The sequence below is a fragment of the Streptococcus iniae genome (genome assembly GCF_030732225.1).
Classification (GTDB): Bacteria; Bacillota; Bacilli; order Lactobacillales; family Streptococcaceae; genus Streptococcus; species Streptococcus iniae.
In genome coordinates, this window is the sequence record NZ_CP132230.1 from 816,496 (window position 1) to 839,974 (window position 23,479).

19 protein-coding genes, 2 pseudogenes and 1 CRISPR repeat array are annotated in these 23,479 nt (G+C 35.2%); of the genes and pseudogenes, 17 read left to right on the top strand and 4 right to left on the bottom strand.

The window, feature by feature from the left end; all coding sequences use genetic code 11:
- The first annotated feature begins 56 nt into the window (after nt 1-56).
- Nucleotides 57-1,811 (top strand): dihydrolipoyl dehydrogenase, encoded by a 1,755-nt coding sequence (lpdA, locus tag Q9317_RS03965; protein ID WP_003099250.1) that lies wholly within the window; start codon nt 57-59, stop codon nt 1,809-1,811.
- Between the two features lie 160 nt (nt 1,812-1,971).
- The gene (gene lplA / locus Q9317_RS03970) at nt 1,972-2,961 is read left to right on the top strand and encodes a lipoate--protein ligase (protein WP_003099252.1); all 990 of its coding nucleotides are present in this window, start codon (nt 1,972-1,974) and stop codon (nt 2,959-2,961) included.
- A 142-nt stretch (nt 2,962-3,103) separates the two neighbouring features.
- Here lplA and gatD read toward each other — a convergent pair whose 3' ends face one another.
- Together gatD and murT are read right to left on the bottom strand one after the other, a co-directional pair.
- Complete coding sequence (gene gatD / locus Q9317_RS03975; RefSeq protein ID WP_003099253.1) at nt 3,104-3,892, bottom strand: lipid II isoglutaminyl synthase subunit GatD; 789 nt, start codon at nt 3,890-3,892, stop codon at nt 3,104-3,106.
- Entirely contained in the window at nt 3,892-5,235 is a 1,344-nt protein-coding gene (gene murT, locus Q9317_RS03980; RefSeq protein WP_003099254.1) for a lipid II isoglutaminyl synthase subunit MurT, read from the bottom strand. Before murT ends, gatD begins: the two co-directional genes overlap by 1 nt.
- Nucleotides 5,236-5,341: 106 nt before the next feature.
- Between murT and cdaA the strand changes: the two genes are divergently transcribed.
- The 13 genes and pseudogenes from cdaA to csn2 (Q9317_RS04045) all read left to right on the top strand — a co-directional run.
- The gene (gene cdaA / locus Q9317_RS03985; protein WP_016355898.1) at nt 5,342-6,187 is read left to right on the top strand and encodes a diadenylate cyclase CdaA; all 846 of its coding nucleotides are present in this window, start codon (nt 5,342-5,344) and stop codon (nt 6,185-6,187) included.
- A 2-nt stretch (nt 6,188-6,189) separates the two neighbouring features.
- The gene (locus tag Q9317_RS03990; RefSeq protein ID WP_003099256.1) at nt 6,190-7,140 is read left to right on the top strand and encodes a CdaR family protein; all 951 of its coding nucleotides are present in this window, start codon (nt 6,190-6,192) and stop codon (nt 7,138-7,140) included.
- Between the two features lie 41 nt (nt 7,141-7,181).
- A complete protein-coding gene (gene glmM, locus Q9317_RS03995; RefSeq protein ID WP_016355899.1) occupies nt 7,182-8,534 on the top strand; it encodes a phosphoglucosamine mutase in 1,353 nt (450 codons plus the stop codon).
- Nucleotides 8,535-8,606: 72 nt separating this feature from the next.
- Nucleotides 8,607-9,263 (top strand): GNAT family N-acetyltransferase, encoded by a 657-nt coding sequence (locus Q9317_RS04000; RefSeq protein WP_003099258.1) that lies wholly within the window; start codon nt 8,607-8,609, stop codon nt 9,261-9,263.
- 42 nt (nt 9,264-9,305) lie between these two features.
- Nucleotides 9,306-10,436, top strand: a complete 1,131-nt coding sequence (gene hemW, locus Q9317_RS04005; protein WP_003099259.1) for a radical SAM family heme chaperone HemW — start codon at nt 9,306-9,308, stop codon at nt 10,434-10,436.
- Between the two features lie 17 nt (nt 10,437-10,453).
- Nucleotides 10,454-11,188, top strand: a complete 735-nt coding sequence (locus Q9317_RS04010; RefSeq protein ID WP_003099260.1) for an acyl-ACP thioesterase domain-containing protein — start codon at nt 10,454-10,456, stop codon at nt 11,186-11,188.
- 9 nt (nt 11,189-11,197) lie between these two features.
- Entirely contained in the window at nt 11,198-11,965 is a 768-nt protein-coding gene (locus Q9317_RS04015; RefSeq protein ID WP_003099262.1) for a TIGR01457 family HAD-type hydrolase, read from the top strand.
- Nucleotides 11,962-12,603: a TIGR01906 family membrane protein gene (locus Q9317_RS04020; RefSeq protein WP_003099264.1), complete on the top strand. Its 642-nt coding sequence runs from the start codon at nt 11,962-11,964 to the stop codon at nt 12,601-12,603. The genes Q9317_RS04015 and Q9317_RS04020 overlap by 4 nt, the downstream gene beginning before the upstream one ends.
- A gap of 498 nt (nt 12,604-13,101) precedes the next feature.
- Nucleotides 13,102-14,277, top strand: coding sequence for an IS256 family transposase (locus tag Q9317_RS04025; protein ID WP_003099060.1), 1,176 nt, complete (start codon nt 13,102-13,104; stop codon nt 14,275-14,277).
- 132 nt (nt 14,278-14,409) lie between these two features.
- Nucleotides 14,410-18,516 (top strand): type II CRISPR RNA-guided endonuclease Cas9, encoded by a 4,107-nt coding sequence (cas9, locus tag Q9317_RS04030; RefSeq protein ID WP_003099269.1) that lies wholly within the window; start codon nt 14,410-14,412, stop codon nt 18,514-18,516.
- A complete protein-coding gene (gene cas1 / locus Q9317_RS04035; protein ID WP_003099271.1) occupies nt 18,516-19,382 on the top strand; it encodes a type II CRISPR-associated endonuclease Cas1 in 867 nt (288 codons plus the stop codon). Before cas9 ends, cas1 begins: the two co-directional genes overlap by 1 nt.
- Complete coding sequence (gene cas2 / locus Q9317_RS04040) at nt 19,379-19,723, top strand: CRISPR-associated endonuclease Cas2 (protein WP_017794788.1); 345 nt, start codon at nt 19,379-19,381, stop codon at nt 19,721-19,723. The genes cas1 and cas2 overlap by 4 nt, the downstream gene beginning before the upstream one ends.
- Nucleotides 19,713-20,123, top strand: a pseudogene (gene csn2 / locus Q9317_RS04045) (type II-A CRISPR-associated protein Csn2); the annotation flags it as partial. The gene cas2 and the pseudogene csn2 (Q9317_RS04045), both read left to right, overlap by 11 nt.
- Nucleotides 20,124-20,172: 49 nt before the next feature.
- On the opposite strand, the gene Q9317_RS04050 reads toward csn2 (Q9317_RS04045), so the two are convergent.
- Complete coding sequence (locus Q9317_RS04050; RefSeq protein ID WP_003099060.1) at nt 20,173-21,348, bottom strand: IS256 family transposase; 1,176 nt, start codon at nt 21,346-21,348, stop codon at nt 20,173-20,175.
- 91 nt (nt 21,349-21,439) lie between these two features.
- Between Q9317_RS04050 and csn2 (Q9317_RS04055) the strand changes: the two are divergent.
- Both csn2 (Q9317_RS04055) and ndk read left to right on the top strand, forming a co-directional pair.
- Nucleotides 21,440-21,697 (top strand): annotated as a pseudogene (gene csn2, locus Q9317_RS04055) (type II-A CRISPR-associated protein Csn2); the annotation flags it as partial.
- Between the two features lie 105 nt (nt 21,698-21,802).
- Nucleotides 21,803-22,366: direct repeats of the CRISPR family, unit length 36 nt; unit sequence GTTTTAGAGCTGTGTTATTTTGAATGGTCCCAAAAC.
- A 162-nt stretch (nt 22,367-22,528) separates the two neighbouring features.
- Nucleotides 22,529-22,951, top strand: a complete 423-nt coding sequence (ndk, locus tag Q9317_RS04060) for a nucleoside-diphosphate kinase (RefSeq protein WP_003099276.1) — start codon at nt 22,529-22,531, stop codon at nt 22,949-22,951.
- 48 nt (nt 22,952-22,999) lie between these two features.
- Here ndk and Q9317_RS04065 read toward each other — a convergent pair whose 3' ends face one another.
- Nucleotides 23,000-23,443: a hypothetical protein gene (locus Q9317_RS04065; protein WP_305981580.1), complete on the bottom strand. Its 444-nt coding sequence runs from the start codon at nt 23,441-23,443 to the stop codon at nt 23,000-23,002.
- Nucleotides 23,444-23,479: the final 36 nt, after the last annotated feature.

Consider the following 23,479-nt stretch of genomic DNA (forward strand, 5'->3'; position numbering starts at 1 on the left):
GATTATGGATTATGGGGTTAAGATATCCTAAAGTACTGATATAAAAGGAGAAAATAATGGCTGTTGAAATTATTATGCCAAAACTTGGTGTTGACATGCAAGAAGGTGAAATCATCGAGTGGAAAAAACAAGAAGGCGACACTGTCAATGAAGGGGATATCCTTCTTGAAATCATGTCTGATAAAACAAACATGGAAATTGAAGCAGAAGATGCTGGTGTTTTATTAAAAATCGTTCGTCAAGCTGGCGAAGCAGTTCCTGTAACAGAAGTTATTGGATACATTGGTGCAGAAGGCGAGGTTGTTGAAGATGGTTCAGCACCAGCGTCAACTGAAAAAGCAACAGCTGAACTTGAAGCAGCTGGTTTAGAAGTTCCTAAAGCGCCTGCACAAGAAGTTGCAGCAAGTGCTGACAAAGCACCTCTAGCAGATAACGAATTTGATATTGTTGTTGTCGGTGGTGGCCCTGCTGGTTATTATGCTGCCATTCGTGGTGCTCAACTTGGAGGAAAAATTGCCATTGTTGAGAAATCTGAATTTGGTGGAACATGTTTGAATGTTGGATGTATTCCAACTAAAACATACCTTAAAAACGCTGAAATCCTTGATGGTTTGAAAATTGCAGCAGGTCGTGGAATCAACTTAGCTTCAACCAACTATACTATCGACATGGATAAAACTGTTGATTTCAAAAACTCTGTTGTTAAAACATTAACTGGTGGTGTTCAAGGGCTACTTAAAGCTAATAAAGTGACAATCTTTAATGGCTTAGGTCAAGTGAACCCTGATAAAACTGTTACAATCGGCTCTCAAACGATTAAAGGTCGTAATGTTATTCTTGCGACAGGTTCAAAAGTATCACGCATCAACATTCCAGGAATTGATTCAAAACTTGTTTTGACATCTGATGATATCCTTGACTTGCGTGAAATGCCAAAATCACTTGTTGTTATGGGTGGTGGTGTTGTTGGTATCGAACTTGGACTTGTTTGGGCATCATACGGTGTTGATGTTACTGTAGTTGAGATGGCAGACCGTATTATTCCTGCTATGGATAAAGAAATCTCACTAGAACTTCAAAAAATCCTTTCTAAAAAAGGTATGAAAATCAAAACATCAGTTGGTGTTTCTGAGATTGTTGAAGCAAATAACCAATTAACATTAAAATTGAACAATGGTGAAGAATTAGTTGCTGAAAAAGCGCTTCTGTCAATTGGACGTGTTCCACAAATGAATGGTCTTGAAAATCTTAACCTTGAAATGGATCGCAACCGTATCAAAGTTGATGACTATCAAGAAACATCAATCCCTGGTATCTATGCCCCAGGTGATGTCAACGGCACTAAAATGCTTGCACATGCTGCTTATCGTATGGGTGAAGTTGCAGCTGAAAATGCAATGCATGGTAAAGTTCGTAAAGCTAATCTTGAATTCACACCGGCTGCAGTATACACTCATCCAGAGGTAGCAATGGTTGGTATGACTGAAGAAGATGCTCGTGCTAAATATGGTGATGTTCTAATTGGACGTAACAGCTTTACAGGTAATGGCCGTGCGATTGCTTCAAATGAAGCACATGGTTTTGTTAAAGTTATTGCGGATGCTAAATTCCATGAAATCCTTGGTGTACACATCATTGGTCCTGCAGCTGCAGAAATGATCAATGAAGCTGCGACAATTATGGAATCAGAATTGACAGTGGATGAATTGTTACTTTCAATTCATGGTCACCCAACCTTCTCAGAAGTCATGTATGAAGCATTTGCTGACGTATTAGGTGAAGCTATCCATAACCCACCAAAAAGAAAATAACATCAATTGAAAAAAGTTTAGGATTTCCTAAACTTTTTTGATTTTCTAATTTAAGTATTGTTCCTTGAAAGGCTATTGCAGCAAGCATTTTAGCTTGTATTTTAGACTCGATTCCATTACAATAGAAGCTGTAATAAAAACGCTTTAATTAGGAGAAAAAATGAAATACATTGTTAATAAGAGTAATAACCCTGCTTACAATATTGCCTTAGAAGCTTATGCCTTTAAAGAACTTGTCTCTGAAGACGAAATTTTTATTTTGTGGATTAACGAACCTGCAATTATTATTGGGAAACACCAAAATACCATTCAAGAGATTAATAAAGAATACATTGATCAACACGGTATTCATGTCGTGCGTCGTTTGTCAGGTGGTGGTGCTGTTTACCATGATTTAAATAATCTTAACTATACTATTATTTCAAATAAGTCTGAAGAAGGAGCATTCGATTTCAAGACTTTTTCACAACCAGTTATTGAAACTTTAGCTGATTTAGGGGTTAAAGCTGAATTTACTGGTCGAAATGACTTAGAGATTGATGGTAAAAAATTCTGTGGCAATGCACAAGCTTATCATAAAGGTCGCATGATGCACCATGGCTGTCTCTTGTTTGATGTTGACATGTCTGTTCTTGGAGATGCCTTAAAAGTAAGCAAGGACAAGATTGAGTCTAAAGGGATTAAATCTGTTCGTGCCCGTGTAACAAATATTTTAAATGAATTACCAGAAAAAATAACAGTTAATGAATTTTCAGAAAAAATCCTGGAAAAAATGAAAGAGACCTACCCTGATATGACAGAATACGTCTTATCTGAAGATGAATTGGCTAAAATCCAAGAATCAGCAGATAATCAATTTGGAACTTGGGATTGGACTTACGGTAAAGCTCCAGAATATACCATTGAACGTAATGTTCGCTATGCGGCTGGTAAAATCAATACTTTCGCAAATATTGAAAATTCTGTTATTAAAGGTCTCAAAATCTATGGTGACTTCTTTGGGATTAAAGATGTTCAAGACATTGAAGCATTACTTATTGGAAGCAGATATGAATATAAAGATATTTTAGAAAAACTACAAACAATTGATATTGCACAGTATTTCTCACGAATGACAGTAGAAGAAGTTGCAAAAGCAATTGTTGCATAAGACATAAAAAGGGGCTGGGCAAAAAGTCGAAATCTCATTGATTTTTTCAAATTTCCGAAATAAGAAACCGCATGAAATCAACGTTTGTAAACGAAAGATTTCATGCGGTTTTGTTTATATTAGGCTTTTTGCCCAGCCCCTTTTAATTGTCGAAACTGGCCTTACTTTTGACGTCAGCATATTCTTCAGCAACTTCTTTAGCTAAAATGCTGGCGTAACTTGCAAGTGAGCACTCCTGACCATATTTATTTGTAATTGCAGTAGTGACGAGTCGATAAGCTAGGTTAGCATTTCTAGAAAGAAGTGGTCCGTGGAAATAAGAACCAAAGACATTCTTATAGTGTACACCTTCTGTATTATCCTTGTCATTGTTACCATTTCCATATTCAATAATTCCAAGTGGTTTCTCGTCATCAGACAGGAAGGTCATTCCTTGATGATTTTCAAAACCAAAATAAGTTTCATTGAATTCTTGATTATGGATTTTGATATCGCCAATAAAACGGTTCTTGTCTTGATTAAGGGTATAGTGACCCATAACCCCAATACCATCAATTTTCACACCATTTGCTTGAATATAATATTGACCCAAAAGCTGGAAGCCTCCACAAATGGCTAAAATAACCTTGTTTTTGTCGATGTAGTTTGCAATGGCTTCTTTTTTACTTGGCAAGTCCTTAGCCACAATGGATTGTTCATAATCTTGGCCACCGCCAAAGAAAATAATGTCATAGTCGTCTTCCTTAAAATCGTCTCCGATGGAGACAATATCAACAGTGACCATAGCATTGAGTTTTTCAGCAACATATTTCAACATCAATACATTACCGTTGTCACCATAGGTGTTCAGAAGGTTTCCGTAGAGATGGGCAATTCGGATCTGGTAAGAATAAGTTTTATCCTGAGGAGATTGAAGTGAAGTATAAGTCATTAGTTCATCTCCTTTCTAACCAGATGTCTATTTGATAAAAGCTCACGAAATTCCAGCATAGCAGTGTAAGTAGCTAAAATGTAGGCATGATCAGTTTCTTGTTGTTCAATAGCTGCCATGACATCTTCGAGGTTTTTGTTCTCAGTAATTTTTGTTTCATCATATCCTGATACACGTAGGCGTCTAGCAATCTCAGAATGACGAATACCACCAGCATTGATTTCAGTAATTGGCATGTCATTGATCAGTTCAAAATTAGCATCCCAAATCCACGAGGTATCAATACCATCGGCATAATTGGCATTCAGAAGTACCGACAGGCTAAATGGATAGTCTGCGAGTTTAATCATTTCAAGAGCTTGACTAGCACCAACAGGGTTTTTAATTAAAACGAGAGTACAAGATTTATCTCCAATTGTAAAGGTTTCTTGTCGTCCAAAGACAGCACGACTCTGATTAAAACCTGCTTTAATTTTTTCAGGTGTTACTCCAAAGAACTCAGCAACAGAAACAGCTGCTAAGGCATTATAGATGTTGTAGAGACCACCAACATTAATTTTATAATCTTGTCCATCGATGATAAAAGCAGAGCTAGAATTAGTGATTTCAGTTAGTTCCGTCAATTTGTAGTGTAATTGTGGTCTTTCAAAGCCACAGTTTAAACAAGTGTAGTCACCTAGGTTAGCATAAGTGTTAAGACGATACTGTAAGATGTGCTCACATTTTGGGCAAAGGATACCTTCGGTATTGTAGTGGGCCAGTTTTGGTTCATGTTTGTTTGTTTCAAAACCAAAATAATGAATAGGATTGATTAAATCTTTGGAAGCAAAAAGAGGACTATCTCCATTGGCAATAATTGTTGCTTGCGGTGCATTTTTAGCACCGTCAATAATCATTTGATAGGTGGTGTAGATTTCTCCATATCTGTCCATTTGGTCACGGAAAATGTTTGTGAAGACAAAAAGACTAGGTGTGATATACTGAGTGATTTTTGGAAGGCTAGCTTCATCAATTTCAAGCACAGCAATTTTTTTACCTGTTTTGCTTTTTTTAGCTGTGAGGAATGTTGATACAATGCCTGTAATCATGTTGGCACCGCTAGGGTTTGTTAAAACTTCCCCGAAAGCTTCTGATAGAATGCCAACGGTTAAAGCAGTCGTAAGGGTTTTACCATTTGTTCCCGTAACGACAACGATTTCATAGTCTTTTGCTAGGGTATCTAAGATTGCTTTATCAAACTGCAAAGCTAATTTTCCAGGATAGGTTGAGCCTCGCCCCATGCTTTTTAGCAGGGCCTGTGCAGATTTTCCGGCTATAATGCCTGTTAGTGTCTTTAATTTCATGATTCTATTTTATCACAGATTTATAGATTATGAATACAGAAAAACTTACTGAAAAGTGGTATAATGGAAATGTCTTAACGTTCAAAGAATCTAGAAAGAGAGTTGTATGAGTAATCTAAGTCATATTGATGCTAAATTTATCATGAGCTTATTTGATGATCCTTTGGTATTTGCTGTGCATTTATTAGATATTCTAATAGTTGCTTATTTAATTTACCGCTTCATCAGTGCTCTAGCTGGAACAAAAATCATGTCCCTGGTTCAGGGAGTCGTCCTCTTTATTTTGCTACGTTTTGTAGCTGAGTGGGTTGGCTTCACTACTATTACCTATTTGATGAATCAAGTTATCACTTACGGGGTTATTGCGGGGGTTATTATTTTTGCGCCTGAAATTCGAGCCGGTCTTGAAAGATTTGGTCGTAGCACACATGTTTTTGTGCAGCGGCAAGTTCAGAGTGATGAAGAAAAATTAGTAGAAGCCCTATTAAAATCTGTAGCATATATGAGTCCTCGTAAGATTGGGGCTTTGATTGCTATCGAACAAACGCAAACCTTGCAGGAAATTATTAACACTGGGATTCCCTTAAATGCTGAAATTTCAAGTCAACTCTTGATTAATATCTTTATACCAAATACCCCCTTACACGATGGTGCTGTGGTGATAGCAGATAATAAGGTTGCAGTTGCTTCAGCTTATTTACCGTTGTCAGAATCAATGACCATCTCAAAAGAATTTGGAACTCGCCACAGGGCAGCTATTGGTTTATCAGAGAATTCTGATGCGATTACCATTGTTGTGTCTGAGGAAACAGGTGGTATTTCTGTGACAAGAAAAGGGCAATTCATGCATGACCTTAGCCGTTCAGAATTTGAGTCAGTTCTCAGGTCTTATCTTGTTAATCATACAAATGCTAAAAAGGCTTGGTATCAGAAAATTTTGGGAGGACAATAACGGTGAAAAATTTTTTTGTTAGTCGTCTTTGGCTTGGCTTGGTGTCAATCTTATTAGCTGTTCTCTTGTTTCTAACTGCAGCATCAACTAGCACCAACTCTCAAGGCTTTACCACAATCGAAACCTATACGCATAGCTTATCTGATGTTCCAATTGATCTCAAGTATGATAGTGATAAATATTTCATTAGTGAATACTCTTATGGAGCACAGGTTTATCTGACGTCAACCAACCGTATTAAACTAGATTCAGAAGTCAATAGTGATACGCGTAGCTTTAATATTGTAGCTGATTTAACAGAAAGTAAACCAGGTAAGGTAACCGTTCCTTTGAAGGTGACAAATTTACCTAATGGTGTAGCAGCTAAAGTGACTCCTGATAAAATTTCAGTCACAATTGGCAAAAAGAAAACAAAAGTATTTTCAGTGGCTGGCAGTGTAGACCCTAAACAAATCCCTAGGGGGTTTGAAATTGATAAAATGACGACAGAACTTGGTAAAGTGGAAGTAACTAGTGATGAATCAAAAATTGAATTGATTGATCATGTTGTTGCGAAATTGCCAGAGGATGTTAAACTAGACAAAGATTATAATGACACAGTGACCTTGCAAGCTGTTTCTGCTGATGGAACCATTTTAGCAAGTGCCATAAGCCCTGCTAAAACAAGCCTATCAATTAAAGTTAAAAAAATTACAAAGACTGTACCTATTCGAGCAGTTATTGTTGGAACACTTGATTCAAATTTGAGTGAAGTACAACCAAAACTTTCAAAAGAAACAGCAACCATTTCTGGAAGTCGAGATGTTCTGGACACAATCTCAGAAGTGATTGCAGAAGTTGATATCTCAGATGTCACTAAAAACACGACTAAAACGGTCAGCCTTGACTCAGAGCTTGTCTCGATAGAACCATCATCAGTTGTCGTTCAATTAACAACTAAAAAGAAAGAATAGAAAAGAAATCATTGGAGGATGCGTTTAACGCTTATTGAATTATGGGAAAATATTTTGGAACAGATGGCGTTCGTGGAGAAGCCAACGTTGAATTAACACCGGAGTTAGCATTTAAATTAGGCCGTTTTGGTGGCTATGTTTTAAGTCAACATGAAACAGAAAGACCCCGTGTTTTTGTCGCTCGTGATACTCGTATCTCAGGTGAAATGTTAGAGTCAGCTTTAATTGCAGGTCTTTTATCTGTTGGGATTGAGGTTTATAAATTAGGTGTCCTTGCAACACCAGGAGTTTCTTATCTTGTTCGTACAGAAAAAGCTAGTGCTGGTGTCATGATTTCAGCTAGTCACAACCCTGCTTTAGATAATGGTATCAAATTTTTTGGTAACGACGGATTCAAATTAGCAGATGACCAAGAATTGGAAATTGAAGCATTATTAGATGCAGACACAGATAATCTTCCACGCCCTAGTGCAGAAGGCCTTGGCACACTAGTTGACTACCCAGAGGGCCTACGTAAATATGAAAAGTTCTTAGTATCAACTGGTCTAGCACTTGATGGCATGAAAGTTGCTCTTGATACTGCAAATGGTGCAGCATCAGTGTCAGCGCGTGATATTTTCTTAGATTTAGAAGCTGAAATTACTGTGATTGGTGAAGAACCAAATGGTCTTAATATCAATGACGGTATTGGCTCAACACATCCTGAAAAATTGCAAGAGTTAGTTATTGAGTCAGGTTCAGATATTGGATTAGCTTTTGATGGGGATAGTGATCGTTTGATTGCTGTTGATGAGAATGGCCAAATTGTTGATGGAGATAAAATTATGTTCATCATTGGTAAATACTTGTCAGAAAAAGGAATGCTAGCTAAAAACACTATTGTAACAACTGTTATGTCAAACCTTGGTTTCCATAAAGCACTTGATGAACATGGCATTAACAAAGCTATTACGGCTGTTGGTGACCGTTATGTTGTAGAAGAAATGCGTCAGTCAGAATTCAATCTTGGTGGAGAACAATCAGGTCATGTTATTATCATGGACTACAATACTACTGGTGATGGGCAATTGACTGCTATTCAATTAACTAAAGTCATGAAAGAAACAGGCAGAAGCCTATCTGATTTAGCTTCTGATGTAACTATTTACCCACAAAAATTGGTAAACATCCGTGTTGAAAATAGCATGAAAGAAAAAGCTATGGAAGTGCCTGAAATTGCTGCTATCATTGGTAAAATGGAAGAAGAAATGCAAGGCAATGGCCGTATTTTAGTAAGACCAAGTGGAACAGAGCCGCTCTTACGTGTCATGGCAGAAGCACCAACCGACGAAGCAGTTGATTATTATGTTGATACCATTGCTGATGTTGTGCGTTCTGAAATTGGAATTGATTAAAAAGAATTGAGTGTCCTGAATGGGACACTTTTTTGCTATAATAAAATGACTACATCAACTAGGGGAAAGTACATGAACCAAAACCAACAAGATTTTGAACAAGGTTTGGACAGCCCTTGTCATAAGTTATTTACTGAGATGATTCCAGAATTTCAAGAAGGCTACCTTTCTTATGTTTTCCAAACTGAAAAAAAGGATATTCAAAAAAGGCGCATCAAAAATATCAATAAAAGTTTTCACCGCCTTATAACAGAGCCAAGCTTTTACCTTATGCCCTTGAGTCAGGAATCTGCTGAAGAGATTGCCAATAAATGGCATTATCAGCCTCCTTACGATTTTTATGATATGACTGCTGATATAGAAGATTATAAAGAGATACTCTCAGCTGATAAAAGAGGGGATCATTATTTTCAGGTTCTTCGCAATGGGGTTCTTTTTGGCTTTGTTGGCTTCTTTAAAAGACATGATCAACTGGAAATAGTTTTAGGGATGAAGCCAGACTATGTTGGAAAAGGGTACGGTCGAGCATTTTTTCAAGCAATTGAAGACTATGCCAAGCTGCAATTTGCTGCCAAATGTCATGTTCTAAAGGTGGCTGATTTTAATAAGAGGGCCAAACATCTTTATTGTCAAATGGGCTATAAAGGTGTGACGGTCTATAACCAAAAGACCAATGGGAGTGCTTATCCCTTTGTCAGAATGGAAAAATGGTTTTCAGAAAAGGAGTAGGCTGACAAAGCCAATTTACTGTCAAAATGGTATAATAGTTTCATGTTAAAAAAACCAAGTTCAGCTTATATCCATATTCCTTTTTGCACACAGATTTGTTATTATTGTGATTTTTCAAAAGTTTTCATCAAAAACCAGCCTGTTGATGCCTATCTTCAGGCTCTTATTGCTGAATTTCGCTATTATGATGTCAAAAAGCTGCGCACCCTTTATATTGGTGGGGGAACACCGACTTCCATTACAGCTTCTCAATTAGATTATCTCTTGACAGAACTTAGTAGAGAATTGGACTTGCAAATGCTTGAGGAATTTACAATTGAAGCTAATCCTGGAGATTTAAGTCCTGATAAAATTGAAGTTTTGAAGGCTTCAGCAGTTAATCGCATTTCTCTAGGTGTTCAAACTTTTAATGATAAGCATTTAAAACAAATTGGAAGAAGTCATAATGAGGCGCAAATTTATTCAACGATTTCGGCCTTAAAGGAAGCTGGCTTTCATAATATTTCAATTGATTTGATTTATGCGCTACCAGGTCAAACACTTGAGCAAGTCAAAGAAAATGTGGCAAAAGCATTAGCACTTGATATTCCTCACCTTAGCCTTTATAGCCTTATTTTAGAGCATCACACTGTCTTTATGAATAAGATGCGCCGTGGCAAGTTAAACCTGCCAACGGAGGATTTAGAAGCTGAAATGTTTGAATATATTATCAGGGAAATGGAAGCCAATGGTTTTGAACATTACGAGATTTCAAATTTTTCTAAACCAGGATTTTACAGCCAGCATAATCTTATGTATTGGAATAATGATGAATATTATGGTTGTGGGGCTGGGGCATCAGGTTATTTAAATGGCGTTCGTTACCGAAACCGAGTTCCAATTCAACATTACCTTAAGGCTGTGGCTGATGGCGATGCGCGCTTAAGCGAGGAAATCCTCAGTCAAAAAGAAATGATGGAAGAGGAAATGTTTTTAGGCTTGCGCAAAAAAACAGGTGTATCGGTGACAGCTTTTGAAGAAAAGTTTAAATGCTCGTTTCAGGAGCTCTATGGTGCAGTTGTAAGTCAGCTACAAGAAGAAGGTTTGCTCGTTAATGATGATAAGGTCATTCGAATGACAAAAAAAGGTCTCTTTCTAGGAGACAATGTCGCTGAGAAATTTATATTAGAATAGGATAGGATAGAATACAAATGGGATTAAAATACCGAGAACAATTGAGGCTTTCTTTTGATTTGTGTGATGTTAAATGTGATGTTAAATTGCCTTTATTACTTGCCTATTGTATGATTATTTCTGGCAAGCAATCTCAGCAATTAGGACGAAGTGACGCTTATGTTCTAGATACCTATCGTTTTGTTTGGATTATCACAGACCATGAGTTTAGCTTTGAGCGAATTCCAAAATTGCATGAGACCATCACTATAGAAACAGAAGCCTTGTCTTATAATAAGTATTTTTGTTACCGTCAATTCACATTCTTTGACCAAGAGGGTGAAAAAATTGGCTGTTTGGTTACTCATTTTGCTTTGATGGATTTTGATACCCGTAAGGTCGCCCCAATTCCAGAAGAGTTAGTAGCCATTTATCAGTCTGAATTCAGTAAAAAACTGCGCCGTACACCAAGAATGCAGGCACTACAAGAAGCTGTTGAAAAAGACTATAATGTGAGGTATTATGATATCGACTTAAATGGACATGTTAATAATAGCAAGTATTTGGAGTGGATGTATGATGTGATGGGCTTTGCCTTTTTACAATCACATCGACCAAAACACATTCAAGTTAAATACCTCAAAGAAGTTGCCCCAGGTGGCACAGTTAGCTCTCGTTACCATTTAGAGGATTTAAAGTCTTACCATGAAATTACTTCGGAAAACGCCATGAATGCGCAAGCAATTATCACATGGGAAACAATCACAGAATAGGAGAATACATTGAAATACAAAGGATATCTAATTGATTTAGATGGTACTATTTATATGGGGAAAGACCCGATTCCAGCTGGCAAAGCTTTTATCGAGTCTCTACAAGCTAAGGAGCTCCCTTACCTATTAGTAACTAATAATACAACACGAACACCTGAAATGATCCAGGAAATGCTCTTAAAGCAATTTAATATTGAAACTCCACTTAAGAGTATTTATACTGCAACAATGGCTACAGTTGACTATATGAATGACATGAATCGTGGTAAAACCGCTTATGTTATTGGTGAAACAGGACTAAAATCAGCCATTAGTGCAGCAGGTTATCAAGAAGATAAGGAAACCCCTGCTTATGTTGTTGTTGGCTTAGACACTCAATTGACTTATGACATGTTAGCAACTGCGACACTAGCTATTGAAAAAGGGGCACTCTTTATAGGGACAAACCCAGATTTAAATATTCCAACAGAACGTGGTCTATTGCCGGGAGCTGGAACATTAGTGGCACTGTTAGAAGCAGCGACACGAGTTAAACCGGTTTTTATTGGAAAACCAAATGCTATTATTATGAACAAGGCTTTAGAAATTCTTGACATCAAGCGCCAAGATGCTCTGATGGTTGGCGATAATTATTTGACTGACATCATGGCTGGTATTCAAAATGACATCGCGACATTGCTGGTTACAACAGGATTTACAAAGCCAGAAGAAGTTGCTACATTGCCCATCCAACCAGATTATGTCCTTAAAAGCCTTGATGAGTGGGATTTTAAATGAGAGAAAAATGTCGTGTAATTGGCTTATGGCTTTGGCTTTTATCTTTTGCTGTTCTTGCAACAATTTACCTAGCTTGGCTTAGCTACCCATTAGAAATTGATTTTTTAGGGATTGATAAAGTTGTCTACATGACAAAGGCATCTATTCTCTGTCATTTTAATGGACTCATGTCATATCTGACCAATCCTTTTCATCAGACCTTAACCTTTGCAAGTTTCTTGTCTTCTAAAGATGGTCTCGCTCATTTTCAAGATGTGAAAATCTTATTTCATGTGACACAGGCTATTTTTGTCTTATTAGCATTCCCAAGTCTTAAATTTTTAAAAACAACTATTCAAAAACAACTGATGCCGCTCTACCAAAATGCCTTTCTCAGCGCAGCCGTCTGCCCAGTTTTAATTGCAAGTTTTGCTTTCATGATAGGCTTTGAACAGTTTTTCATTCTTTTTCATAAAATCCTTTTTGCAGGCAAGAGCAACTGGACCTTTAATCCCCTAACAGACCCAGTTATTTGGATCTTACCCGAAAGCTTCTTTAGGCACTGTTTTATAGCCTTTTTCATCCTCTATGAATTGGCCTTCTGGACCCTCTATAGCATCAGTAAAAAACAGGAAAATAACAAAAAGCAAACGACTTGAAAACGTTTGCTTTTTTGGTTTTTGAAGAGTAGAATGGAAGTATAAAATATAATATGAATGAAATATGGAAAATAAAAAAACACCGAATCGGTGTTCACTTTTTCAAGTTGATTACGGACAAGCCTTATTTTAACTTGCTGTGTTGTTTTGAATGGTTCCAACAAAATAATAATATAATATCTCTATTAAAATGTCAAGGAAAAACAAAACAAAATAGCTCTAAAACCATAATACAATTAGCTTATATTTTAGCAGAAATCTTAAAATAAATCCATTTGAATATTTTAAAAACAATGTTATAATAATTGTATTATGAGGAATCGAGATTTAAAATTGAGAAAATAAATTTATTCAAGAGTATATTAGAAATAATAAAGCTACTTATTGACATTTTTAAAGAGATTTTTAGGTAGTGTAAAATATCTTGTGTAAACACAAAAAAGGAATAAATCCTGTATAGTAGAGTTACGACACTTCACTAGAAAGAGATTTATTCCCATGACTCAGTTTACCACAGAATTACTTAACTTCCTAGCGCAAAAACAAGATATTGATGAATTCTTTCGATCCTCTTTAGAAATAGCTATGAATGATCTCTTGCAGGTTGAACTATCAGCTTTCCTTGGATATGAGCCATATAAAAAAGAAGGTTACAATACAGGTAATAGCCGTAATGGGACCTACTCTCGACAGTTTGAAACGAAGTATGGCTTAGTCAATTTAATCATTCCAAGAGATCGAAACGGCGAGTTTTCACCAGTTTTATTACCATCTTATGCTAGACGAGATGACCACTTGGAAGAGATGGTGATTAAACTCTATCAAACTGGCGTTACGACACGCGAAATCAGTGACATTATTGAGCGCATGTATGGTCACCACTACAGTCCAGCAACGGTGTCAAATATCACAAAAGTGACTCAAGAAAGTGTCACTGCCTTTCATGAGCGTTCCTTTCAAACTAACTACTCAGTCTTGTATCTAGACGGAACTTACTTACCCTTGCGACGAGGTACGGTCAGTAAAGAATGTATTCACATTGCACTTGGTATCACGCCTGAAGGGTATAAATCAGTTCTTGGCTATGAGATTGCCCCTAATGAAAATAATGTCTCTTGGTCAGATCTTCTTAAGAGGCTACAAAATCAAGGACTTAAGCAAGTTTCTCTAGTTGTTACAGACGGGCTTAACGGTGTGGATCAAATCATCCAACAAGCCTATCCAATGGCTAAACAGCAACGGTGTCTGGTTCACATTGGTCGCAATATCTCCAGTAAGGTCAAACGAGTAGATAGGGCACCTATTCTAAATCAGTTCAAGCAGATTTATCGTGCCACAAATTTACAGGAGGCTATTAAATTATTGGAACAATTTGTTTCTGAGTGGAAACCTCGTTACAAAAAGGTTATGACATCACTTGAAACAACTGAAAATCTCCTAACTTTCTATCAATTTCCACATCACATTTGGTCTAGTATTTACTCTACAAACTTGATTGAATCACTCAATAAAGAAATCAAGCGACAAAGCAAGAAGAGGGTGGTTTTTCCAAATGAAGAAGCCTTAGAACGATGCCTTGTAAGTATTTTCGAAGACTATAACATTAAGTTCGGAGCTCGTATTCATAAAGGATTCGGAGTATGTTTTGACACACTTGATAGCTTATTTGACTAATATTCAAAAACTCTACTCTTGTGTTTACACAAAATTATTGACAGTATCGATTTTTATTTTATGAAATTATTAATTAATTGATATACATAAATAATGCACTTTAAAAAAGTGCTGGCAAAAAGGAGAAAATACATGCGTAAACCTTATTCAATTGGACTTGATATTGGTACAAATAGTGTAGGATGGGCCGTTATAACAGATGATTACAAGGTTCCTTCAAAAAAAATGAGAATTCAAGGCACTACAGATAGAACTTCAATAAAGAAAAATTTGATTGGTGCATTATTATTTGATAATGGTGAAACTGCGGAAGCCACTCGTTTAAAGAGAACAACAAGAAGAAGGTATACAAGACGAAAATATCGTATCAAGGAGTTACAAAAGATATTTTCAAGTGAAATGAACGAGCTAGACATTGCATTTTTTCCACGTTTATCAGAATCATTTTTGGTTTCAGATGATAAAGAGTTTGAAAATCATCCTATTTTTGGGAATTTGAAAGATGAAATTACTTATCATAATGACTATCCAACTATTTATCATCTAAGGCAGACATTAGCCGATAGTGATCAAAAAGCTGATCTTAGATTAATCTATTTAGCTTTAGCCCATATTATTAAATTTAGAGGTCACTTTTTGATTGAAGGAAATTTAGATTCAGAAAATACAGACGTTCATGTGTTGTTTTTAAATTTAGTAAATATCTATAATAATTTATTTGAGGAGGATATTGTTGAAACAGCTTCTATTGATGCAGAAAAAATACTAACATCTAAAACAAGCAAATCAAGAAGACTAGAAAATCTAATTGCGGAAATTCCTAATCAAAAAAGAAATATGCTTTTTGGAAATCTTGTCTCGCTTGCGTTAGGGTTAACACCAAATTTTAAAACTAATTTTGAACTATTAGAAGATGCTAAACTTCAAATTTCTAAGGACAGTTATGAAGAAGACTTGGACAATCTTTTAGCTCAAATTGGCGACCAATATGCCGACTTATTCATCGCTGCTAAAAAGTTATCTGATGCAATTTTACTTTCAGATATTATAACTGTAAAGGGGGCAAGTACAAAAGCTCCTTTATCAGCATCAATGGTACAACGTTATGAAGAACATCAGCAGGATTTGGCTCTCTTGAAAAATTTAGTTAAGAAACAAATTCCAGAAAAATATAAGGAAATCTTTGATAATAAAGAGAAAAATGGCTACGCTGGTTATATTGATGGTAAAACAAGTCAGGAAGAGTTCTATAAGTATATTAAGCCTATCTTGTTAAAATTAGATGGTACAGAAAAACTAATTTCTAAACTTGAGCGGGAAGACTTCTTAAGAAAACAAAGAACATTTGATAATGGTTCAATTCCACATCAAATTCATCTGAATGAACTTAAGGCAATCATTAGACGCCAAGAAAAATTCTACCCTTTCTTAAAAGAAAATCAGAAAAAAATAGAGAAATTATTCACTTTTAAAATTCCATACTATGTCGGCCCGTTAGCAAATGGTCAGAGTTCCTTTGCTTGGTTAAAACGTCAATCAAATGAATCAATTACTCCTTGGAATTTTGAAGAAGTAGTGGATCAAGAGGCTTCAGCTAGAGCATTTATTGAAAGAATGACCAACTTTGATACCTATCTGCCTGAAGAAAAAGTTCTTCCTAAACATAGTCCCCTTTATGAAATGTTTATGGTATACAATGAGTTGACTAAGGTTAAATATCAGACGGAAGGCATGAAAAGACCTGTGTTTTTATCATCTGAAGATAAAGAAGAAATTGTTAATTTACTTTTTAAAAAAGAAAGGAAAGTAACTGTAAAACAATTGAAAGAGGAATACTTTAGTAAAATGAAATGTTTCCATACAGTAACAATTTTGGGAGTTGAAGATCGATTTAATGCTTCGTTAGGAACTTATCATGACCTATTAAAGATTTTTAAAGACAAAGCATTTTTGGATGATGAAGCAAATCAGGATATACTAGAGGAAATTGTATGGACTTTAACACTTTTTGAAGATCAAGCAATGATTGAAAGACGTTTAGTGAAATATGCTGATGTTTTTGAAAAATCTGTTCTTAAAAAATTGAAAAAACGTCATTATACTGGATGGGGACGCTTATCTCAAAAGTTAATAAATGGTATCAAAGATAAACAAACTGGTAAAACTATACTTGGATTTTTAAAAGACGATGGAGTTGCAAACCGAAACTTCATGCAATTAATTAATGATTCTTCACTAGATTTTGCAAAGATAATAAAGAATGAGCAAGAAAAGACAATTAAGAACGAAAGTCTTGAAGAAACAATTGCAAATTTAGCAGGAAGTCCTGCAATAAAAAAGGGTATTTTACAAAGTATAAAAATTGTTGATGAGATTGTTAAAATTATGGGACAAAATCCAGATAATATCGTTATCGAGATGGCTCGAGAAAATCAATCAACAATGCAAGGGATTAAAAATTCTCGTCAACGATTACGAAAACTTGAAGAAGTTCATAAAAATACAGGAAGTAAGATTTTAAAGGAATACAATGTAAGCAATACACAACTCCAAAGTGATAGGTTATATCTATATCTTTTACAAGATGGTAAAGATATGTATACTGGGAAAGAATTAGATTATGACAATTTAAGTCAATATGATATTGATCATATTATTCCGCAAAGCTTTATAAAAGACAATTCAATTGATAATACCGTCTTAACCACTCAAGCTTCTAATAGAGGTAAGTCAGATAATGTACCAAATATAGAAACAGTTAATAAAATGAAGTCGTTTTGGTATAAACAATTGAAAAGTGGTGCAATTTCACAACGAAAATTTGATCATTTAACTAAAGCAGAACGTGGTGCCTTAAGTGATTTTGATAAAGCAGGATTCATCAAACGTCAACTTGTTGAAACTAGACAAATTACAAAACATGTTGCTCAAATATTAGATAGTCGGTTTAACAGCAATCTAACTGAGGATAGCAAAAGCAATCGCAATGTTAAAATTATTACTTTGAAATCTAAAATGGTATCAGATTTTCGTAAAGATTTTGGATTTTACAAGCTTCGTGAAGTTAATGATTATCATCATGCTCAGGATGCCTACCTCAATGCAGTTGTAGGAACAGCACTATTGAAAAAGTATCCTAAATTAGAAGCGGAGTTTGTTTATGGTGACTATAAACATTATGATTTAGCCAAATTGATGATTCAACCGGACTCCTCTTTAGGGAAAGCTACAACAAGAATGTTTTTCTACTCCAATCTCATGAATTTCTTTAAAAAAGAAATTAAGCTTGCAGATGATACCATATTTACGAGACCACAAATCGAAGTTAATACTGAAACTGGGGAGATAGTGTGGGATAAAGTAAAAGATATGCAAACTATTCGGAAAGTGATGTCATATCCTCAGGTTAATATTGTAATGAAAACAGAAGTTCAAACAGGTGGGTTTTCTAAAGAATCTATTTGGCCAAAAGGTGATTCTGATAAATTGATTGCTCGTAAAAAGTCATGGGATCCTAAAAAATATGGTGGTTTTGATAGCCCAATAATTGCTTATTCTGTATTAGTAGTTGCTAAAATTGCAAAAGGAAAAACTCAAAAACTAAAAACTATCAAAGAACTTGTGGGAATAAAAATAATGGAACAAGATGAATTTGAAAAAGATCCTATTGCCTTTCTTGAAAAGAAAGGTTATCAGGATATTCAAACTAGTTCTATTATTAAACTGCCAAAATATAGTTTATTTGAATTAGAAAATGGTAGGAAACGGCTTCTAGCTAGTGCAAAGGAATTGCAAAAAGGTAATGAACTGGCCTTACCTAATAAATATGTTAAATTCTTATATCTTGCATCTCACTATACAAAATTTACTGGAAAAGAGGAAGATAGAGAGAAAAAGAGAAGCTATGTTGAAAGTCATTTGTATTATTTTGATGAAATAATGCAAATTATTGTGGAATACTCTAATCGTTATATTTTGGCAGATAGTAATCTAATAAAAATACAAAATCTTTATAAAGAAAAAGACAACTTTAGTATAGAAGAACAAGCAATTAATATGTTAAACCTTTTCACATTTACCGATTTGGGTGCACCGTCAGCTTTTAAATTTTTTAATGGTGATATTGATAGGAAACGTTATTCATCAACAAATGAAATTATAAATAGTACATTAATCTATCAATCACCAACCGGACTTTATGAAACACGTATTGATTTAAGTAAACTTGGAGGGAAATAATGGGTTGGCGAACTGTTATTGTCAATACACATTCTAAATTATCATATAAAAGTAACCATCTTATTTATAAGGATGCGTCTCGGACGGAAATGATTCATCTGTCCGAGATTGACATCTTGTTACTAGAAACTACAGATATTGTGCTATCAACGATGTTAATAAAAAGACTAATTGATGAAAATATTTTAGTTATTTTTTGCGATGATAAGAGATTACCAACTGCATTGTTAGCTCCCTATTATGGAAGACATGATTCTAGTTTACAATTATCTAAGCAAATTTCATGGCCAGAAGATTTAAGAGCAGAAGTATGGACAAAAATTATTGCTCAAAAGATTTTAAATCAAAGCATGTATTTAGGTTCTTGTGGTTTTTATGAAAAATCTCAGTCAATAATTGATCTTTATAATGGTCTAGAAATTTTTGATCCAACTAATAGAGAAGGACACTCAGCAAGAATATATTTTAATACTTTATTTGGAAATGATTTTAGTCGTGAACAGGACAATGTTATTAATGCAGGTTTAGATTATGGCTATACACTTTTGTTAAGTATGTTTGCTCGTGAATTGGTTGTTTGTGGCTGTATGACTCAATTTGGGTTGAAGCATTCTAATCAGTTTAACCACTTTAATTTTGCTAGTGATATTATGGAACCTTTTCGAATAATAGTTGATAAGATTGTCTATGAGAATCGAAATAAAAGTTTTATACAGATTAAACGCTATCTGTTTTCAATTTTTTCAGAAACATATTTATATAATAATAAAGAAATGTACTTATCAAATATTGTAAGTGATTATACAAAAAAAGTAGTCAAATCTTTGAATAATGAGGGGAAAGGAGTTCCTGAATTTAGGGTATGAGTTACAGATATATGCGTATGATACTAATGTTTGATATGCCGACTGATACATCAGAAGAACGAAAAGCATATCGTAAATTTAGAACATTTTTACTGAGTGAAGGTTTTATTATGCATCAATTTTCGGTATATAGTAAATTACTGTTGAATAATTCTGCAAATACTGCGATGATTGATCGGTTGCAAGAAAATAATCCGAAAAGTGGAAACATAACACTTTTAACAGTTACGGAGAAACAATTTGCACGAATGATTTACTTAAATGGTAATAGAGATACTTGTATTGCAAATTCTGATGATAGGATTGTGTTTTTAGGAGAGGAATACAAGGATGAAACTTAATTTTCCAGTTTTTGATGAACCGATTACAATTGAAAAAGGAACAATTTTAGTTATTGAAAATAGAACAGTTTTTTCATCGTGTGCCAAGCATTTTTGTCAATATTCTGAAGAAGATGATTTAAAACTTTTTGATGAAAAATTTAAATCTATAAAAGAATCAGAAGTGATGCTTGTGACTGATATTTTAGGGTATGATGTAAATGCTCCGTCATTGTTGAAACTGGTTCATTCTGATTTGGAAACTCAATTAAGTGATAAACCAGAAGTAAAATCAATGATCGAAAAACTTGCTGCAACTATTACCGAATTAATTGCTTATGAATGTTTAGAAAATGAGTTGGATTTAGAATACGATGAAATCACAGTTTTAGAGCTAATTAAGGCCTTAGGTGTAAAAATTGGATACTGTCAATAATTTTGTGTAAACACAAGAGTAGAGTTTTTGAATATTAGTCAAATAAGCTATCAAGTGTGTCAAAACATACTCCGAATCCTTTATGAATACGAGCTCCGAACTTAATGTTATAGTCTTCGAAAATACTTACAAGGCATCGTTCTAAGGCTTCTTCATTTGGAAAAACCACCCTCTTCTTGCTTTGTCGCTTGATTTCTTTATTGAGTGATTCAATCAAGTTTGTAGAGTAAATACTAGACCAAATGTGATGTGGAAATTGATAGAAAGTTAGGAGATTTTCAGTTGTTTCAAGTGATGTCATAACCTTTTTGTAACGAGGTTTCCACTCAGAAACAAATTGTTCCAATAATTTAATAGCCTCCTGTAAATTTGTGGCACGATAAATCTGCTTGAACTGATTTAGAATAGGTGCCCTATCTACTCGTTTGACCTTACTGGAGATATTGCGACCAATGTGAACCAGACACCGTTGCTGTTTAGCCATTGGATAGGCTTGTTGGATGATTTGATCCACACCGTTAAGCCCGTCTGTAACAACTAGAGAAACTTGCTTAAGTCCTTGATTTTGTAGCCTCTTAAGAAGATCTGACCAAGAGACATTATTTTCATTAGGGGCAATCTCATAGCCAAGAACTGATTTATACCCTTCAGGCGTGATACCAAGTGCAATGTGAATACATTCTTTACTGACCGTACCTCGTCGCAAGGGTAAGTAAGTTCCGTCTAGATACAAGACTGAGTAGTTAGTTTGAAAGGAACGCTCATGAAAGGCAGTGACACTTTCTTGAGTCACTTTTGTGATATTTGACACCGTTGCTGGACTGTAGTGGTGACCATACATGCGCTCAATAATGTCACTGATTTCGCGTGTCGTAACGCCAGTTTGATAGAGTTTAATCACCATCTCTTCCAAGTGGTCATCTCGTCTAGCATAAGATGGTAATAAAACTGGTGAAAACTCGCCGTTTCGATCTCTTGGAATGATTAAATTGACTAAGCCATACTTCGTTTCAAACTGTCGAGAGTAGGTCCCATTACGGCTATTACCTGTATTGTAACCTTCTTTTTTATATGGCTCATATCCAAGGAAAGCTGATAGTTCAACCTGCAAGAGATCATTCATAGCTATTTCTAAAGAGGATCGAAAGAATTCATCAATATCTTGTTTTTGCGCTAGGAAGTTAAGTAATTCTGTGGTAAACTGAGTCATGGGAATAAATCTCTTTCTAGTGAAGTGTCGTAACTCTACTATACAGGATTTATTCCTTTTTTGTGTTTACACAAGATATTTTACACTACCAAAAATTGAAACTCAAAGCGATACGTTTTTTGAAAAATGTCTGGAAATCGTACAAATATTTAAATATTTAACTAAAAAGAAGTTACTAGTTTTTATTAATAGTGGAGCATACTTTACTAGAGATGAATTTGAGAAACTGTTAGAATATATTAGTTTGTCTAGTCAACCAGTCTTATTTTTGGAACCAAGAAAGATGTATGATTTTCCTCAATATGTTTTAGATGAAGATCTTTTTATGCTAACTGAAAATATGGTATAATAGTATTAAGAAAGACAATAGTAATTAAAAGGATCATCAAGATAGAAGTCTAGCTGAGACAAATAGTGCGATTACGAAATTTTGTAGAAAAAATTTAGCTACGAGGTTTTAGAGCTGTGTTATTTTGAATGGTCCCAAAACAAGCGGAACAGATGACAATATATGATTTTTGTTTTAGAGCTGTGTTATTTTGAATGGTCCCAAAACCCTCACCATCAGGCAAAGACCTTGATACCTGTTTTAGAGCTGTGTTATTTTGAATGGTCCCAAAACCACCAGTAAGTGTCATCTGAGCAGTACCGTGTTTTAGAGCTGTGTTATTTTGAATGGTCCCAAAACTCCTTTTTGAGTAAAAGCTATTGTCTCATTGTTTTAGAGCTGTGTTATTTTGAATGGTCCCAAAACTATACGACTATAAACAGTTGCCAGCTTCATGTTTTAGAGCTGTGTTATTTTGAATGGTCCCAAAACGTTTTAGCTTTTTTAAATTCTTCTTGCTTCGTTTTAGAGCTGTGTTATTTTGAATGGTCCCAAAACGTGGCATTTTTGGAAATAGTTAGACAATTAGTTTTAGAGCTGTGTTATTTTGAATGGTCCCAAAACTTAGTATTAAATATAATATCAACACCTTTAGTTTTAGAGCTGTGTTATTTTGAATGGTCCCAAAACTACAACAGTACCTATAAGTGTGGCTACACCGTTTTAGAGCTGTGTTTTTTTGTGTGTTTCTTTAAGGCAATATTTCCCATTTGAATAACTTACATATTCGGAAACCGCTTTCAAAAATAGTTTTTTTATGCTATACTGATAAAAAAGCTAAGTGAGGGCATTATGGAAAAAACCTTTTTTATGATTAAACCAGATGGTGTTAAGCGGGGGCTGATTGGTCAGGTTCTTGAACGTATTGAGCGTAGGGGTTTTGTGATTGAGAAGTTGGAATTGCGTCAGGCTGATGCAGCAATTCTGAGAAAACATTATGATTTTCTGGTTGATAAACCGTTTTTTCCAGAGATTGAGGCTTACATGACAAGTGGTCCTCTGTTGATTGGTGTTTTGTCAGGCAATCGTGTGGTCTCTTCCTGGCGTATGATGATGGGGGTTACAAATCCTAAAGATGCCCTGCCAGGAACAATTAGAGGAGATTTTGGGCAAGCGCCAGGAGACGATGGTGGCATTCAAAATGTGGTGCACGGTTCAGATTCTATCGACGCTGCAAGACGTGAAATTGATATCTGGTTTGCAAGTCAAGAGTAAAAGCAGTAGCTAAAAAAGATAGGAAATGAATCCTATCTTTTTTAAGTCTTAAGAGTCAAGTCGAGGAAGGAATTTACGTTCCAACGCTAAGCGATCCTGATAAGCCTCCTCTTTTGTTTTTCGTGTAACTCCTCTGTGATGAACTCCTTTGACACAAATACGAGCAACATAACCTTTGTAGTGTTTGTAAACGCCTTTGTAACCACTTGTGTTGTTTTTGTTTTGTCTACCTTCAAACATATCCAGTTGGACACCATCAACAATTTTCTTTTTGGCAGTTAGTGAAGACAAGTCTTTCATTCGTGTGTCCCTGTGTAAACAACCACATGAACGGGTGCGTCCTTGCCTAAGCAAGGAAGTGTATGCTTCAATAACTTTCCCGCAGTCACATTTGCAAATATACACTATTTCGTTGTTTCCAGCTTGTTTATCTGTTCGTTTAGCAACAGTAAGCCGTCCAAATCTCTCTCCAGTGAGATTCAGTTTTTTCATACCTCAATTTTATCATAATTTCTGAACATTTTAATG